This is a genomic window from Alcaligenes faecalis (genome assembly GCF_005311025.1).
GTDB classification, from domain to species: Bacteria; Pseudomonadota; Gammaproteobacteria; order Burkholderiales; family Burkholderiaceae_B; genus Alcaligenes; species Alcaligenes phenolicus.
On sequence record NZ_CP031747.1, the window covers coordinates 3352648 to 3368171 of the forward strand.

13 protein-coding genes are annotated in these 15524 nt (G+C 56.7%); 6 read left to right on the plus strand and 7 right to left on the minus strand.

What is annotated here, in order from left to right:
- Nucleotides 1–3: 3 nt before the first annotated feature.
- From sdhD to D0C27_RS15430, 3 genes are all read right to left on the minus strand, one after another.
- Nucleotides 4–387: a succinate dehydrogenase, hydrophobic membrane anchor protein gene (gene sdhD, locus D0C27_RS15420; protein WP_003802535.1), complete on the minus strand. Its 384-nt coding sequence runs from the start codon at nucleotides 385–387 to the stop codon at nucleotides 4–6.
- Complete coding sequence (gene sdhC, locus D0C27_RS15425) at nucleotides 387–800, minus strand: succinate dehydrogenase, cytochrome b556 subunit (protein ID WP_009457694.1); 414 nt, start codon at nucleotides 798–800, stop codon at nucleotides 387–389. The genes sdhD and sdhC overlap by 1 nt, the downstream gene beginning before the upstream one ends.
- A gap of 102 nt (nucleotides 801–902) precedes the next feature.
- The gene (locus tag D0C27_RS15430) at nucleotides 903–1673 is read right to left on the minus strand and encodes a GntR family transcriptional regulator (RefSeq protein WP_009457695.1); all 771 of its coding nucleotides are present in this window, start codon (nucleotides 1671–1673) and stop codon (nucleotides 903–905) included.
- 289 nt (nucleotides 1674–1962) lie between these two features.
- On the opposite strand from D0C27_RS15430, the gene D0C27_RS15435 reads away from it, so the two are divergent.
- Entirely contained in the window at nucleotides 1963–2952 is a 990-nt protein-coding gene (locus D0C27_RS15435; RefSeq protein WP_022983546.1) for a malate dehydrogenase, read from the plus strand.
- Nucleotides 2953–3025: 73 nt separating this feature from the next.
- Here the strand turns inward: D0C27_RS15435 and D0C27_RS15440 are convergent, their stop codons facing one another.
- The 4 genes from D0C27_RS15440 to prpR all read right to left on the minus strand — a co-directional run bounded on the left by D0C27_RS15440 (nucleotide 3026) and on the right by prpR (nucleotide 9321).
- The gene (locus tag D0C27_RS15440) at nucleotides 3026–5467 is read right to left on the minus strand and encodes a TonB-dependent siderophore receptor (RefSeq protein ID WP_240688264.1); all 2442 of its coding nucleotides are present in this window, start codon (nucleotides 5465–5467) and stop codon (nucleotides 3026–3028) included.
- A gap of 224 nt (nucleotides 5468–5691) precedes the next feature.
- Nucleotides 5692–6687 (minus strand): FecR family protein, encoded by a 996-nt coding sequence (locus D0C27_RS15445; protein ID WP_137431271.1) that lies wholly within the window; start codon nucleotides 6685–6687, stop codon nucleotides 5692–5694.
- A gap of 108 nt (nucleotides 6688–6795) precedes the next feature.
- Nucleotides 6796–7296, minus strand: coding sequence for a sigma-70 family RNA polymerase sigma factor (locus D0C27_RS15450; protein ID WP_035270828.1), 501 nt, complete (start codon nucleotides 7294–7296; stop codon nucleotides 6796–6798).
- A gap of 108 nt (nucleotides 7297–7404) precedes the next feature.
- The gene (gene prpR / locus D0C27_RS15455) at nucleotides 7405–9321 is read right to left on the minus strand and encodes a propionate catabolism operon regulatory protein PrpR (protein WP_137431272.1); all 1917 of its coding nucleotides are present in this window, start codon (nucleotides 9319–9321) and stop codon (nucleotides 7405–7407) included.
- A 255-nt stretch (nucleotides 9322–9576) separates the two neighbouring features.
- Between prpR and prpB the strand changes: the two genes are divergently transcribed.
- The 5 genes from prpB to acnB all read left to right on the plus strand — a co-directional run bounded on the left by prpB (nucleotide 9577) and on the right by acnB (nucleotide 15248).
- Nucleotides 9577–10476 (plus strand): methylisocitrate lyase, encoded by a 900-nt coding sequence (gene prpB / locus D0C27_RS15460; protein WP_137431273.1) that lies wholly within the window; start codon nucleotides 9577–9579, stop codon nucleotides 10474–10476.
- A gap of 104 nt (nucleotides 10477–10580) precedes the next feature.
- Nucleotides 10581–11744 carry a bifunctional 2-methylcitrate synthase/citrate synthase gene (gene prpC, locus D0C27_RS15465; protein WP_009457712.1) on the plus strand — a complete coding sequence of 388 codons (1164 nt, stop codon included), beginning with the start codon at nucleotides 10581–10583 and terminating at the stop codon, nucleotides 11742–11744.
- Nucleotides 11745–11834: 90 nt separating this feature from the next.
- A complete protein-coding gene (locus D0C27_RS15470; RefSeq protein ID WP_137431274.1) occupies nucleotides 11835–12236 on the plus strand; it encodes a hypothetical protein in 402 nt (133 codons plus the stop codon).
- A gap of 11 nt (nucleotides 12237–12247) precedes the next feature.
- A complete protein-coding gene (locus D0C27_RS15475) occupies nucleotides 12248–12523 on the plus strand; it encodes a GNAT family N-acetyltransferase (RefSeq protein ID WP_009457716.1) in 276 nt (91 codons plus the stop codon).
- 139 nt (nucleotides 12524–12662) lie between these two features.
- A complete protein-coding gene (gene acnB, locus D0C27_RS15480) occupies nucleotides 12663–15248 on the plus strand; it encodes a bifunctional aconitate hydratase 2/2-methylisocitrate dehydratase (protein ID WP_022983544.1) in 2586 nt (861 codons plus the stop codon).
- Nucleotides 15249–15524: the final 276 nt, after the last annotated feature.

Genomic DNA, 15524 nt, shown 5'->3' on the forward strand with positions numbered 1-15524 from the left:
GGTTTAGAGACTCCAGATAATTTTTGCAAAAAAGACGACACTGGCAACCAGCCACAGCAAGGTCAACACTTGCAGGAACAAGCGCAGACCAGCGGGCTTGACGTAGTCCATCCAGATGTCACGCACACCAATCCAGGCGTGCCAGGACAAAGACAGGAAGAACAAGGTTGCCAGCAACTGACCCAAAGGCAGGGAGCCGACCGTGAACGAGAACAGGCCGCGCCAGGTCTCGAAATTCAGTTCACTGCTAAACAGGATGCCGCCGATGATGACCAAGGTGTAGATGGCCATGATGACTGCGGTGACACGCTGTGCCAGAAAGTCCAAGGTACCGTAGTGGGCACCCACTACCAGGCGGTTTGCGCCAATGCGCTCACGATTTGCCATTACCACACCCCAAACAGTTTCAAACCAAACACAACGGTCAGCGCCAGGCTGACCCCGAACACCATACCGGCCGACTTCTTGGCGGACTCTTTGTCGTTACCCAGGTGCAGGTCCAGTGCCAGATAGCGGATGCCGGCACAGAAGTGGTGCAGGTAGCCCCAGATCAGGACCAGAAGGATCAGCTTACAGACAGGGTTGTCGACGTAGCTGCGCAAGGTCTCGAAGGACTCTGGAGAGCTGACGCTCAAAGAGAACAGTGGCAATAGAACGAGCGGCAGGCAAAGAAACAGCAATGCACCACTGACACGATGCAAAATCGACGATTTTGCAGCCAGGGGCAAGCGGTAGCTCAATATCTGCGGCACGCTGATATTGCGATACTGCGGACGCTGCTTGGGTGCGGTATCAGACATGATGGCCTCGAAGTAGATAAAAAAAAGTCATAAAATTTTTAACCTTGGTATTTTCACCTATTTGACACTACGGTGCAGTATCAAATACCGTATGCCGCCGAACTAGCTGAGCGTGTTTCGGTAATGGAAGCGCTCAGTCAGGTACAAGCCCCGGCGCAACTCCATCGGTCGATCACCATAGGTATAGGACACGCGTTCCACGTGCAGGAGCGGCGAACCGGCAGCGACCTGCAAGACCGAAGCGGCCTCTTCGGTGGCACTGACAGCACCAATCTTTTCATCGGCGCGCACCATGCTCACGCCGAATTTGCTCTCGAACCAGGCGTACATCGGGCCCTTGTTTTGCTCGACGGCCTCCAGGGTCAAACCCTTGAAGACGGAGCCAGGCAGCCAGATATCGTCATAAATGGTCGGGACCTGATCAAAGGACAGAACCCGACGCAGGTTCACCACCATGTCGGAGGTGCGCAAATCCAGCAGCACGGCAACATCCGTAGGCGCTTTCATTCGACGCACATCCAGAATACGGCTCTGGGAAGCCACAGGCTTGCCATCATCCGGGGCCAGGCGCAGGAAACGAAAGCGCACACGAGCTTCGTGATGGGTGGCCACAAAGGTACCCTTGCCTTGACGACGGATCAGGAGGTTGTCGGCGGCCAGCTCATCAATGGCCTTGCGCACCGTGCCCTGGCTGACCTGAAAGCGGGCAGCCAGCTCCAGTTCACTGGGGATGGCTTCGCCGGGCTTCCACTCGCCACGATCCAGCCCCTGCAGCAACAAAGCCTTGATCTGTTGATACAGAGGGCTATAGGCCGCGCTAGGAGCGGATTTTTCGATTTCCTGGGTGCGTAGCGGCGGCACGTTATCAGACATGGGGCTCATAAAAAATGCGCGACAGATACAGCTTGGAACGCGCATTTGTTCATAAAATAGACAGTGCACTAATTTTCGCATGACCGGCCCCGAATGTCTAACGCTCTTATGTCTTATATAAGATATAAGACGTTTGACGCCGCTATCGTTTTGGTCTAGTCTGCGCAGTGAAAAAAGAGGCTTTTCCTCTTGCGAAAAACCGTTTTCCACGCCAGCCGCCCGGTCTGCAAAAGATTTAAACTGTGTTTTTCGTCACCGTCTTCAAACCCAAAAACGGAGTCTTACTCTCATGTCCAAACCCGCAATGCGCGTCGCCGTTACCGGCGCTGCTGGCCAGATTGGCTACGCCCTGCTGTTTCGCATCGCTTCTGGCGAAATGCTGGGCAAAGACCAGCCTGTAATCCTGCAGCTGCTGGAACTCGCCGACGAGAAAGCCCAAAAGGCCCTGAAGGGCGTCATGATGGAACTGGACGACTGCGCCTTCCCGCTGCTGCAAGGCATGTCCGCCCACAGCGATCCTGAAACCGCCTTCAAAGATGCTGATATCGCCCTGCTGGTCGGTGCCCGTCCTCGTGGCCCAGGCATGGAGCGTAAAGATCTGCTGGCCTTCAACGCCCAGATCTTCACAGCACAAGGCCGTGCCCTGAACAAAGTGGCCAGCCGTGACGTGAAAGTGCTGGTGGTCGGCAACCCTGCCAACACCAACGCCTACATTGCCATGAAGTCCGCTCCTGATCTGCCAGCGAAGAACTTCACTGCCATGCTGCGCCTGGACCACAACCGCGCCCTGTCGCAGTTGGCCACCAAGTCCGGCAAGGCTGTTGCTGACATCGAGAACCTGATCGTTTGGGGCAACCACTCGCCCACCATGTACCCTGACACCCGTTTCGCTACCGTGAATGGCGAGAAGATCGACGCGATCATCAACGATCAGGCCTGGAACCGCGAAACCTTCATCCCCACCGTGGGCAAACGTGGCGCCGCCATCATCGAAGCCCGTGGCCTGTCCTCGGCTGCTTCGGCTGCCAACGCCGCCATCGACCACGTGCGCGACTGGGTGCTGGGTTCGAACGGCAAATGGGTCACCATGGGTGTTCCTTCGGACGGCTCCTACGGTATTCCTGAAGGCATCATCTACGGCGTGCCTGTGACCACCGAAAACGGTGAGTACAAGCGTGTTGAAGGCCTGGAAATCGACGCCTTCTCGCGTGAGCGCATGGACCACACCCTGAACGAGCTGCTGGAAGAGCGTGACGGTGTGAAAGACCTGCTGGGTTAATTGACCCGCTAGTCTGCAAAATCCCCGCCTGATTGGCGGGGATTTTTTTTGCCTGAGGGCTAGCCTGCCTGCATCAGAAGTCGTAACGCAGATTCAGGAATGCACTGCGTGGCGCACCGTAGTGGCCGTAGCTGCCGCCCATGCCCTGATAGTAAGTCTTGTCGAACAAGTTATTCACGTTCAGAGTCGCCGCAAATTTCTTGTTGAACTGATAGCGCGCCATCAAATTCACCACCGCATAACTGTCCTGCTCCACGGTGCTGTTGTAGCGGCTAAAGCGTAAAGAGGTCTTGGAGTTCCAGTTGACACCCCCGCCTACCGTCAAGGCACTCCATTGGCCTGGTAAACGGTATGTCGTCCACAAGCGCAAGGTGTTCACGGGCAGCACTGTCAGCAACTGCTCGCCTTGGGCATCTTTGGTCTTGGAGTGGCTGAAACCGAAATGCACATTCCAATCCGGCGTAATCTCCCCAGCCAGTTCCAGGTCAATCCCCTTGGTCTTGGCCCCATCCACAGAGCGAAAAGCCTGGGTATTCTGACCGGGCACCGTAAAGCCCGCGTCTTCCTCGGCCACATTATCTTTTTGGGACTGATAAAGGGCGATATTCGCGTTCAGACGACGATCCAGAAACTCGCCTTTCCAGCCAAGCTCCTGATTCTTGCCAATAATTGGATCCAGGACCTTGCCATTACGATCCTGCGCGGACTGAGGCTGGAAAATATCCGTGTAACTGGCATAGATGGTTTGCTCAGGCGTCAGGTCATAAACCAGGCCAACATAAGGCGTGATTTGGTCACGCTCACGCATGCCATAGGTCTGCAAGAACTTGTCAGTTGGGCTGGCGTAATAGTAGTCGTAGTCATAGCTGGAAACCCGCGCACCCACAATCAAATGCGTCCTTTCAAGCGGATTGAAACGCACCGCGGCATAAGCACCTGTCTGGCGAGACTTCACATTAAAAATCTCTCCTACCTGCCCCGTATTCGCAGGACGTTCCAGCTCGTTATTCCAGGTATAGAAATTGACTTTGGAAACGCCCACATCCCAGCCCGTATGCTTGTTTTCATAGTTCTGGAAATTGAATCCGGCAATGAAATCGTGTTGACGCCCGCCCAGCTCGAAAGGCCCTTGCAAGGTAACATCCACACCTTTCTGGCTTTGCGTAGCCCCTGCGCGGTAGCGCAGCATTCCTGCACTGCCTGTTTCCTTATCCAGGAAAGAACGACCCGAGCCGACCTGGTAGGAGCCATTCAGATTATCCCGGTCCACATCCATGTAATTGGCCGCCACCTTGAACTGCCAATCATTGGGCAAATCCTGTTCCAGGTTCAGCGTGTAGTTGGTCGTTTTGAATTCGTCATACATCCACCGGGCACCCGTGCTGGTCGAGCGCGAGAAATCGGTTGCTTCGCCATTGGTAAAGATCAAGGGTACGCCAGGCGCGCCCTTGGCCTTGTAGCGCTGATGATCCACGCTAAGGCGTAGCAAGGTGGTCTCTGTCAGGTCCGCCTCCAAAGCGCCATAGAACAGATCCTTGTCCTGCTTGTAGGCATCCATGAAGCTGTTGTTGTCCTGCTTGGCAAAAACCAGTCGCCCTCGCAGGTTGCCGCTTTCAGTCAGGGGCCCGGACACATCCGCTTCTGCCCGATAAAAATCCCAGGAGCCCGCCCCCAACTGCACGTGGGCCTGGAACTCCTTCGTTGGGCGCTTACGTATCAAGTTCACCGTTCCGCTGGGGCTGCCCGCTCCCGTCATCAGACCGGTTGCCCCGCGCACCACCTCTACCCGGTCATACAGCGCCATATCCAGCAAGGTGCTGGGCATGGTGCGTGTCTGATTCACTTGCGTCGTGGTCACACCATCGAGCTGATAGGTATCAATGGCACTACCACGCGAATAAATATTGAAGCGCTGGCCACCGTCCTGCGCCATGGTCACACCCGGCGTCTGCCCCAGGACATCCGTCATCGTATTCAACTGCTGATCTTCCATCTGCTGACGGGTAATCACGCTGATGGATTGCGGCGTATCCTTGATCGACAAGTTCATCTTGGTTGCGGTGTTGGTCAGCGGCGTTGTGTAGGAGCCCGTACCTTCCGTGGTCGGGTCCAGGCTGGCCTTGACCTGAATAGGCGCCAGCTGTGCAGCCTCGCTCTGAGCAGGACGCCGCAGCGATACATTTTTTCCGGATCGCACAAACTCGATCCCGGTACCCGCCAGAAGGCGACGCAACCCTTCCTCGGGAGACAGGCTGCCTGTCAGCGCCGGAGCGCTATATCCCTGCACCACATCCTGGGAGAAGAAAATCTGCAAAGAGGCCTGCTCACCAAATTCCAATAGCGCCTTGCTCAATGACTGAGCCGGTATGTGGAACTGAATGCTTGCTGATTGAGCGACTGCAGCTTGAGGCAGCGTACCCAGCGCAAGCGCAATAGACATGGCCAAGGCCGACATGCTGAACTGCATGCTCGATAAGGGCGTGCGCGATGCCGCACGTAATGATGCCGTTTTCACAATCCTGCAAATTCCATAAATGAAGTTTCGCGTCTGACGCAGATATACCTTTGGCCAAAGGTGTTTTCAGGGGACTGTGCGCAAATCGCAAATCCTCCCCCCTCATGTCTATAGACGAGCCAGCCCCGCAAACATCGGATGGGAAATGAGAATCATTTTCGAAACAAAGTGTAACAGCAGACGAGAACAGAAAGCTCATACCACGGCTCGCGCATTACAGGAAATTATTTGGCGACGATGCGCAGGCGCCCATCCGGGGCACGCACCACAAGCACCGGAGCGAAAACCGGCAGCATCTCAAGAAACGATTGGGGGTCATCCACACTGAAAATACCCGCGATCTGATGATCTCGTAGTGTCGGTGCATCCAGCACTACGGGACGATCCAGATAACGGTTGATCTCAGCAACAGCGCGGAACAAAGGCGTATTTTCAAAGACGATCTTGCCGCGTCGCCAAGCCAGCGTGCTGTCCAGGTCAGGCAGGTGCACCGGCCCCAAGCCCAACTCGTCCGACACAACCAGCCCCTGCCCTTTTTCCAGAGCTCGTGACTGACGATTCCACCACGGCCCATTGAACACATTGACCGAGCCCGACTCCACACTGACTTGCGTGGTCTGAGCGTCGTAACGCACATTAAAGCGCGTACCCGTTACCACGATTCGGCTCTCGCCCGCCTCCACCACAAAAGGGCGGGATGGGTCATGTTGCACTGAGAAGAAGATCTCCCCTTCAAGCAGCTGAACCACACGCTTGCCTTCGTAAAGGCGCGCTGTTGCGCGTGCACCCGAGTTCAGCTCCAGCACGGAACCGTCCGGCAAGCTCATCTGCTTTTGCTCACCACGCTGGGCAAATAAGCTCATGGTCTGTTGCGGCGACTCCAACCAGCCACCACTCAGGGCCACGCTTCCTACCACGGCCGCGGTACACATGCCCGCCAGCCCCCAGGCAAAGCGTCGACGCGTCAGTGCAGGGACAGGCTTGGGAGCCTCGCGGCGCGATAGAATCTCGCTCCATTCTTCCTTGGGAATATGCAGGCTGGCATCCCAAATACGCTGCACATTGCGGTACTGCCGGTCATGCTCGGGATTCGCCTGTCGCCATTGCTCGAACGCACGCCAATCCTCCGACGAAGCATCGTCAGAATGCAAATAGGCAAACCATTGAGCGGCAAGCTCGTCCGGTTCTACCGAGGAGGAAGAAGCGTTCGGTGGTTTCATCACAGCACAACAAGAGAGCAAGCTGCACAACAAAGCAGCCGCATGGAAATATACCCCTTCATACCTATAGACGTTCGAGAAGGGGCAAGACCCGAACAATTTGTCGGTTCAAGAGGCATATTTCTGTAACTTTTTATTCAAATGGCGCAGCGTGCGGCTCATGTGCTTTTCGACGACCGAGCGGGAAATGCCCATGGCACTCGCGATCTCCGCATGCGTCCAGCCTTCAATGCGATGACGCACATAGACCTGCTGACACACCAAAGGCAACTCATTCAGAGCGCTTTTCAAGTCTGCCAGCATTTGCCGCGAGACCAACTCCGACTCCAACTCCGGGGCCTGCGGATGCTCATGCTCGTCCAGTTCGTGCAAAGGAGTGGTAGGCAAAATCGCCTGGCGGCGATAACGGTCAATAACGCCGTTGGCGGTGCTGCGCTTCAGATACGCGCGCGGATTGTCAACCGTAGCCGCAGCATTTTCCAATAAGCGCAGCGCTGCATCCTGCATAGCGTCTTCGCTATCTTCATGAGGTGCTTTCCGACGCCACGCCGCAACCAGCTCAATGTAATGAGCGAGCCACGTTTTCTTGGGCGCGGATGATCGGGGCATACGGAACAAGCTGCAAAAGAATGAAAGCCGACATAATAACAATGATTCTCATTCATAATGAGCTGACGTATCAATTTATCGTTTCCGAGCACAGGAGCGATCCGATAGCTACTCCGTTTTACGCAACTTCCGCCACAAGGTACTACGGCTAATCCCCAGCCGCTGTGCCGCCAAGGCGCGGTTGCCACCACACTCTTCCAGCACCTTGGCCAGATGCTCTTGTTCACTGCGCTCCTGCTGATCACGCAAGGCTGGCAAGGCGGGCTCGCTCACCACGGCCCGCAACTCAGGCGCAATATCTTCCAGCACCACAGCCTGATCCCCTTGCACTGTGCCCAGGACCATCAAGCGTTCGATCAGGTTTTCCAATTCGCGAATATTGCCCGGCCATGTGTAGTGGCGGCCTAGTTCGAGCAGCTCCGCCATCCACTGCGAGTTGAGCGTGACTGCACCACCCAGACGTTGGGCAACCTTGGCCAATAAATGCTCCACCAACTCCGGCAAGTCCTGGGTGCGCAGACGCAAAGGCGGCAAACGCAGCACCAGGATGTTCAGTCGATAAAACAGATCCTGGCGGAACACGCCTTCTTTAACTTGCGCGGCCAGATCGCGGTGAGTAGCCGCAATCACGCGCACATCCACCGGCGTTGGCTCAATCGCCCCGATACGCAGCACTTCTTTTTCTTGCAGCACACGCAGCAAACGGGTTTGTAGCGGCAAGGGCATTTCGCCGATCTCGTCCAGAAACAGGGTGCCGGTGTGAGCCGCTTCCACCAGCCCCACCTTGCCGCCGCGGCTGGAGCCCGTGAAGGCGCCTTCCACATACCCGAACAGCTCGCTTTCCAACAGGCTGTCCGGGAAAGCCGCGCAGTTCACGGCCACAAAGGGTTGCGCGCGTCTGGCGCTGGCGCTGTGAATGCCTTGAGCCAGCAATTCCTTGCCTGTGCCGCTTTCACCAATAATCAAGGTTGTGGCTGTACTTTGAGCGCAAGCCTGGGCTTGAGCACGCAGCTTGCGCATGGGCGAGCTTTGCCCCACCAGATCAGATAGCTCGTAACGGGCATGACGCGATGCGGCTTGCTGACTGCGTGAACGCAAGCTGCGGTCCAGTCGTTGAATCGCTGCCGGGTCCTGGCAAAGCAGCACTGCCCCGCTCAAGCGCCCCTGCTCCAGAATCGGCATGCGGGTCACGATCGCGGTACGGCCACCTACTTGCTGCACCGTATCCAACTGCACTTCCAGACTGCGCAGCGTGCCAGCCAGATCCAGCTCGGGATACAAGGAACCCAAACGACGGCCAATCATGGCTTGAGCCGGTTGGCCCAACCAGGCTTCCATCGCCGGGTTGACGGTTTCAATCCGCTCGTCCCTGTCCACTGACACCACGCCGTCACGCAACTGCGCCAGAATCGTATTCAAGCGATCCCGGCGAGCAGCCTCAGCGCGAGCCACACGAGCCAGTTCGATAGCGGATTCCAGGGCCTGTCGCACAGCTCCTTGTGAATACAGCAGCACGCCTTCCATCTGATTCTCGCGCGCCAGATCCACCACCAGACCGGGTGCCAGCACCCACTCCACGCCCAGTTCTTTCAAATCCTGGACACAGCTACGGGCGTCGGCTTCACTGCGATAGCTACGTAGCTCCACAGGCAGATCAAAACGCTGCACGAACTCCAGCAGCTCCAGCGGCATTTCGCCATAGGTCACCACGGCTTTGCGCTCTGCCTGTGCCGAGGCCAGGCTGCCCATAATGTCGAAGCCACCGGGATGGACCAACACCACCGGCAAGTCCAGATGTTCGCGCAAATAACTGCCGTTGGAACCGGCAGACACCAGCACGTCAATTTCGCCTGTTTGTCGCAAAACCTGCACGGCCTCCACGGCCTCTCCATAGGCCTTGTCCACAATCAGTATTTCGGCCTGAGCGCGAAACTGCGGCACCAGCTCTTCCAATAGAGAGCGCAGTCCATGCAGGCCAAAAGCTACCAGACGCAGACGCGCAGGCGGGGAGGAAGGATAAGGCATATGGTTTCACCCGGGCTTCAATAATGCGACACTGTTTCAAATTACGTTTCAATATTGAAACACAAAACAGGAAAAGACAATATTCCTGGAAGGGAGCGACGACATCACACCACGCGAGAAATTCCCGCCTCCTCTGGGTTCAGGCTCTTCATCGCCCCCCATATTTGAACTTGGCACAGCATTTGCTTTAGTAGAACCAACCCATCGCAGCACTACGCTGACGACATTTTTATATCTTGTGATCTGGAGCCCCAAATGAGCCAAAACCAACTGACATCGGCAGGCGCCCGTTTCCGCCAGGCCCTGCGTGAAGAACAGCCTTTGCAAATCATCGGCGCCATCAACGCCAACCACGCTTTGCTGGCCCAACGCGCCGGCTACCGCGCCATCTACTTGTCGGGTGGCGGTGTCGCGGCTGGCTCTTTGGGCTTGCCTGATCTGGGCATCAACACGCTGGACGACGTGCTGACCGACATTCGCCGCATTACCGATGTGTGCGATCTGCCTTTGATGGTGGACATTGATACCGGCTTTGGCGCTTCGGCCTTCAATATCGCCCGCACGATCAAAAGCCTGATCAAGTTCGGCGCTGCCGCTTGCCACATTGAAGATCAGGTTGGCGCCAAGCGTTGCGGTCACCGCCCCGGCAAAGAAATCGTCAGCACTGGTGAAATGGCCGACCGCGTGAAAGCCGCTGTTGACGCCCGTACCGATCCCGAGTTCTTCATCATGGCTCGTACAGACGCGATTGCCGTCGAAGGCGTGGACGCTGCTCTGGAACGTGCCCAGGCTTGCGTGGAAGCAGGTGCAGACGGCATTTTTGCTGAAGCTTGCTACGACCTGGACACCTACCGTCGCTTTACCGAAACGCTGGATGTCCCCGTGCTGGCCAACATTACCGAGTTCGGTCAAACCCCATTGTTCACGGTGGAAGAACTGGCTTCGGCCAATGTGGCCATGGTGCTCTACCCCCTGTCCGCTTTCCGCGCCATGAACAAGGCCGCCGAAACTGTCTACCGGGCGATCCGTCGTGACGGACATCAAAAAAATGTCATCGATTTGATGCAGACTCGTGAAGAACTGTACGATCGTATCGGCTACCATGCTTACGAGCAAAGCCTCGACAAGCTGTTCCAGAAAAACAAGAAGTCCTGAGCCACCACAGGCTCCCGCCCGGCCCGTGATCAGGGCCGTCGCGCGGGTAAAACCCCATTCAGCAGCCAGCCTCGTGCTGGCTGCCCAGCAACCAGGAGACCTTTATGAGCAGTACTGAGAACACCCCTAGCACTGGCTTCAAGCCCAAGAAATCTGTTGCCCTGTCTGGCGTTGTTGCAGGCAATACCGCCTTGTGCACGGTCGGTCGCAGTGGCAATGATCTGCACTACCGCGGCTACGATATCTTGGACCTGGCCCAGGCTTGTGAATTTGAAGAAGTGGCTCATTTGCTGATCCACGGCAAATTGCCCAACCGCGACGAACTGCGCGCGTACAAGCAAAAGCTCAAGCGTCTGCGCGGCCTGCCTCTGGCCCTGCAAACCGCGCTGGAAACCCTGCCTGCCCACAGCCACCCCATGGACGTGATGCGTACTGCCGTGTCGGTTCTGGGCTGCGTGCTGCCTGAAAAAGACGACCACAACCTGCCCGACGCACGCGACATCGCCGACCGTCTGATGGCTTGCCTGGGTTCGGCCCTGCTGTACTGGTACCACTACAGCCACAACGGCGAGATGATCGACGTACAGACCGACGACGACAGTATCGGCGCGCACTTCCTGCACCTGCTGCATGGTGAGAAGCCATCGGCCGAGTGGGAAAAAGCCATGCATGTCTCGCTGAACCTGTACGCCGAGCACGAGTTCAACGCCTCCACCTTTACCAGCCGCGTTATCGCCGGTACAGGTTCGGACTTCTACTCCGCGATTGCCGGTGCCATCGGCGCCCTGCGCGGTCCCAAGCACGGCGGTGCCAACGAAGTGGCTTTTGAAATCCAGAAGCGCTACGAGAACCCCGATCAGGCTGAAGAAGACATCCGCAAGCGCGTGGAAAACAAGGAAGTCATTATTGGCTTCGGTCACCCCGTCTACACTATCTCCGACCCACGCAACGAAGTAATCAAATCGGTGGCCAAAGAGCTGGCCGTGGCCGATGGCAACACCCGCATGTTCGACATTGCCGAACGTCTGGAAAGCGTGATGTGGGAAGTGAAGAAAATGTTCCCCAACCTGGACTGGTTCTCGGCCGTGTCCTACCACACCATGGGTGTCCCTACTGCCATGTTCACGCCTTTGTTCGTGATCGCGCGTACGGCTGGCTGGGCGGCTCACATCATTGAGCAGCGCGTGGACAACAAGATTATTCGTCCTACCGCCAACTACATTGGCCCTGAAAACCAGAGCTTTGTGCCTCTGGATCAGCGCCCATAAGTCACAGATCCTGGGCTATTATTTGCCTGTGATCTAACCCACACGGCCCCGCTGCATTGCGCACGCGGGGCCGTCTTGCTGATGACTTCCATGCTCTCTGAATTTGTACGCTACGCCCTGCCGCTGGCCGGCACCTTGATGATTGCCTGTGCCTTGACCAGTCTGGTCTCCGGCGCTTATTTACTGCTTTTCAATCTGCGCCGCAGCAACCAGGTGTTGCGTCATCCCTATCTGGATCAGTACCCCTGGGAAAAACTCAGTTTTTCGCTGAAGGCAGGCGTACTGCTGGATTATTTTTTACGTCTGAATTTCCCCAAACGCCAAAACTCGCTGTTTGGCAATGCCAACCGGCTACTCAAGCACGTGCAACCCGATGATGTCCCCATGGGCATCAAATGGCCCCTGATGGGGCTGTGGGGCGGCTGCTTTCTGGGCATGATCGCCATGATGGCTGTTTGGATTCTGATCGCCCTGCACTCCAACCCCACTTGAAGGAGCCTGCCATGACTACCGAGATCCACCACGACCCGCAAGCGCGTCTGTTTTACTGCGACATTGAAAACCGCCGCAGCGTGATCGAATACGAACTGGACGATGCTGTCATGAGCATCACCCACACCCGTGTGCCGCCCGAGCTGGAAGGCCGCGGCATTGCGGGGCAACTGACCCGCTTTGCGCTGGAAACGGCAAAAAACCAACAGTGGAAAGTGCGCCCCGTTTGCAGCTATGCCGTGGTCTATTTCCGCCGCCACCCTGAATACGCCGACTTGCTGGCCTGAGCCCGGCAATATTCAGGTTCCCGTAAGTCTTATATAAGATATAAGACCATTGCTTCGCTGCGCGCTTCAAATTACAATTGGGGCAACACGCGATTTATTGCATTTTCATATCAACCATTTACCGATAGGCACCCGCACTATGCTGGACTCTTACCGCGAACATGTTGCCGAGCGCGCTGCTCTGGGCATTCCCCCGCTGCCTTTGTCGGCTCAGCAGACCGCCGAGCTGATCGAGCTCATCAAGAACCCACCTGCCGGTGAGGAAGCATTTCTGGTCGACCTGCTGACGCACCGCGTCCCCGCCGGTGTGGACGATGCTGCCAAAGTGAAAGCCTCCTACCTGGCCGCCATCGCGCTGGGCACAGAAACCTGTGCTTTGATCAGCCGCGAGCGTGCCACTGAGCTGCTGGGAACCATGCTGGGTGGCTACAACATCAGCCCGCTGATCGATCTGCTGGATTCGCCTGAACTGGGTCAGATCGCCGCCAACGGCCTGAAAAACACCCTGTTGATGTTTGACTCTTTCCACGACGTTCAGGAAAAAGCCGAAAAAGGCAATGCCTTTGCAAAAGAAGTGCTGCAAAGCTGGGCCGACGGCGAGTGGTTCACCAGCCGTCCTGAAGTTCCAGAAAGCCTGACCGTGACCGTTTTCAAAGTCACCGGCGAGACCAACACGGACGATCTGTCCCCCGCCCCTGACGCCTGGAGCCGCCCGGACATTCCGCTGCACGCTCTGGCCATGCTGAAGAACCCGCGCCCAGGTATCGAACCTGAAGAGCCCGGCAAGAAAGGTCCTGTCAGCTTTATCGAATCCCTGAAAGAAAAGGGCCACCTGGTTGCCTACGTGGGCGACGTGGTCGGTACCGGTTCTTCGCGTAAATCGGCCACCAACTCCGTGTTGTGGTTCACCGGCGAAGACATTCCTTTCGTTCCCAACAAGCGCTTTGGTGGCGTGTGTCTGGGCAGCAAGATTGCCCCTATCTTCTACAACACCATGGAAGATGCTGGCGCTTTGCCTATCGAACTGGACGTTTCCAAAATGGAAATGGGCGACGTGGTTGAACTGCGTCCCTACGAAGGCAAGGCCTTCAAGAATGGCGAACTGATCTCCGAATTCCAGGTCAAGTCCGACGTACTGTTTGACGAAGTGCGCGCCGGTGGCCGTATTCCCCTGATTATTGGCCGTGGCTTGACTACCCGTGCTCGCGAAGCACTGGGTCTGCCTCCAACCACGCTGTTCCGCCTGCCACAAAGCCCTGCCGACTCTGGTAAAGGCTTCTCCCTGGCTCAGAAGATGGTTGGCCGTGCTTGCGGTCTGCCTGAAGGCCAAGGCGTGCGTCCCGGTACCTACTGCGAACCACGCATGACCACCGTTGGCAGCCAGGACACGACTGGCCCAATGACTCGCGACGAACTGAAAGACCTGGCTTGCCTGGGCTTCTCGTCCGATCTGGTGATGCAGTCCTTCTGCCACACCGCTGCTTACCCCAAACCTGTTGACGTTAAAACTCACCACGAACTGCCTGCTTTCATCAGCACACGCGGTGGTGTTTCCCTGCGTCCAGGCGACGGTATCATCCACTCCTGGCTGAACCGCATGTTGTTGCCCGATACCGTGGGCACTGGCGGCGACTCGCACACCCGTTTCCCTATCGGCATCAGCTTCCCCGCTGGTTCCGGTCTGGTGGCCTTTGCCGCTGCTACCGGTGTGATGCCTCTGGACATGCCAGAATCCGTGCTGGTGCGCTTCAAGGGCGAAATGCAGCCCGGCGTCACCCTGCGTGACCTGGTTAACGCCATTCCTCTGTACGCCATCAAGCAAGGCTTGCTGACCGTGGAAAAAGCCGGCAAGAAGAACATCTTCTCCGGTCGCATTCTGGAAATCGAAGGTCTGCCCAACCTGAAGATCGAACAGGCTTTCGAGCTGTCCGACGCTTCGGCCGAGCGCTCCGCTGCTGCATGTACCGTGCGCCTGAGCAAAGAGCCCATCATCGAATACCTGAACAGCAACATCACGCTGCTCAAGTGGATGATTGCCAATGGCTACGAAGACGAGCGCACTATCTCCCGTCGTATCAAGGGCATGGAAGCCTGGCTGGCCAACCCGGAACTGCTGGAGCCCGATGCAGACGCTGAATACGCCGCTGTGATCGACATCGATCTGGCTGAAATCCACGAACCTATCGTGGCTTGCCCGAACGACCCAGACGACGTGAAGACGCTGTCCGACGTGTCCGGCACCGTGATCGACGAAGTGTTTATCGGTAGCTGCATGACCAACATCGGTCACTTCCGTGCCGCTTCCAAGCTGCTGGAAGGCAAGCGCGACATTCCAACCCGTCTGTGGGTCGCTCCTCCGACCAAGATGGACCAGCAACAGCTGAGCGAAGAAGGCCACTACGGCGTTCTGGGCGTAGCTGGTGCTCGTATGGAAATGCCCGGTTGCTCGCTGTGCATGGGTAACCAGGCACAGGTTCGCGAAGGCGCCACCGTCATGTCCACCAGCACCCGTAACTTCCCCAACCGTCTGGGCAAGAACACCAACGTGTTCCTGGGTTCGGCTGAACTGGCTGCCATCTGCTCGCGTCTGGGCCGCATCCCGACCCGCGAAGAGTACCTGGCCGACATGGGCGTTCTGCAAGCCAATAGCGAAGACATCTATCGCTACATGAACTTCGACCAGATCGAAGAGTTCAAGGAAATTGCTGACTCCGTAGGTCTGTAAGCCCTAGCGCTTGCAAAAAACGCCTTCGCCGCTTCATGCGGCGAAGGCGTTTTTCTTTGCCTGTTTGAAATGACTTCCCTCTCAAGAGGCCTGTAAAAAGCCTGTTCAGCACAGCCCACCCGTCGCTAAAGGTGCACACACTCACGCTTATCTGCCCACGGGTATACCCCTATCATCATTGTGGTTACTCCTTATGTACGGCCAGTGTTCGAATCGCATATAAAGCTGAAAGCAAACTGAAAGAAGACTGAAATAAAGCTGAAAACACATCAGATT

Excerpts from the sequence above, each read along its gene's own strand:
- sdhD (WP_003802535.1), bottom strand. The coding sequence starts at position 387 with ATGGCAAATCGTGAGCGCATTGGCGCAAACCGCCTGGTAGTGGGTGCC.
- sdhC (WP_009457694.1), bottom strand. The coding sequence starts at position 800 with ATGTCTGATACCGCACCCAAGCAGCGTCCGCAGTATCGCAATATCAGC.
- D0C27_RS15430 (WP_009457695.1), bottom strand. The coding sequence starts at position 1,673 with ATGTCTGATAACGTGCCGCCGCTACGCACCCAGGAAATCGAAAAATCC.
- D0C27_RS15435 (WP_022983546.1), top strand. The coding sequence starts at position 1,963 with ATGTCCAAACCCGCAATGCGCGTCGCCGTTACCGGCGCTGCTGGCCAG.
- D0C27_RS15445 (WP_137431271.1), bottom strand. The coding sequence starts at position 6,687 with ATGAAACCACCGAACGCTTCTTCCTCCTCGGTAGAACCGGACGAGCTT.
- D0C27_RS15450 (WP_035270828.1), bottom strand. The coding sequence starts at position 7,296 with ATGCCCCGATCATCCGCGCCCAAGAAAACGTGGCTCGCTCATTACATT.
- prpR (WP_137431272.1), bottom strand. The coding sequence starts at position 9,321 with ATGCCTTATCCTTCCTCCCCGCCTGCGCGTCTGCGTCTGGTAGCTTTT.
- prpB (WP_137431273.1), top strand. The coding sequence starts at position 9,577 with ATGAGCCAAAACCAACTGACATCGGCAGGCGCCCGTTTCCGCCAGGCC.
- prpC (WP_009457712.1), top strand. The coding sequence starts at position 10,581 with ATGAGCAGTACTGAGAACACCCCTAGCACTGGCTTCAAGCCCAAGAAA.
- D0C27_RS15470 (WP_137431274.1), top strand. The coding sequence starts at position 11,835 with ATGCTCTCTGAATTTGTACGCTACGCCCTGCCGCTGGCCGGCACCTTG.
- D0C27_RS15475 (WP_009457716.1), top strand. The coding sequence starts at position 12,248 with ATGACTACCGAGATCCACCACGACCCGCAAGCGCGTCTGTTTTACTGC.
- acnB (WP_022983544.1), top strand. The coding sequence starts at position 12,663 with ATGCTGGACTCTTACCGCGAACATGTTGCCGAGCGCGCTGCTCTGGGC.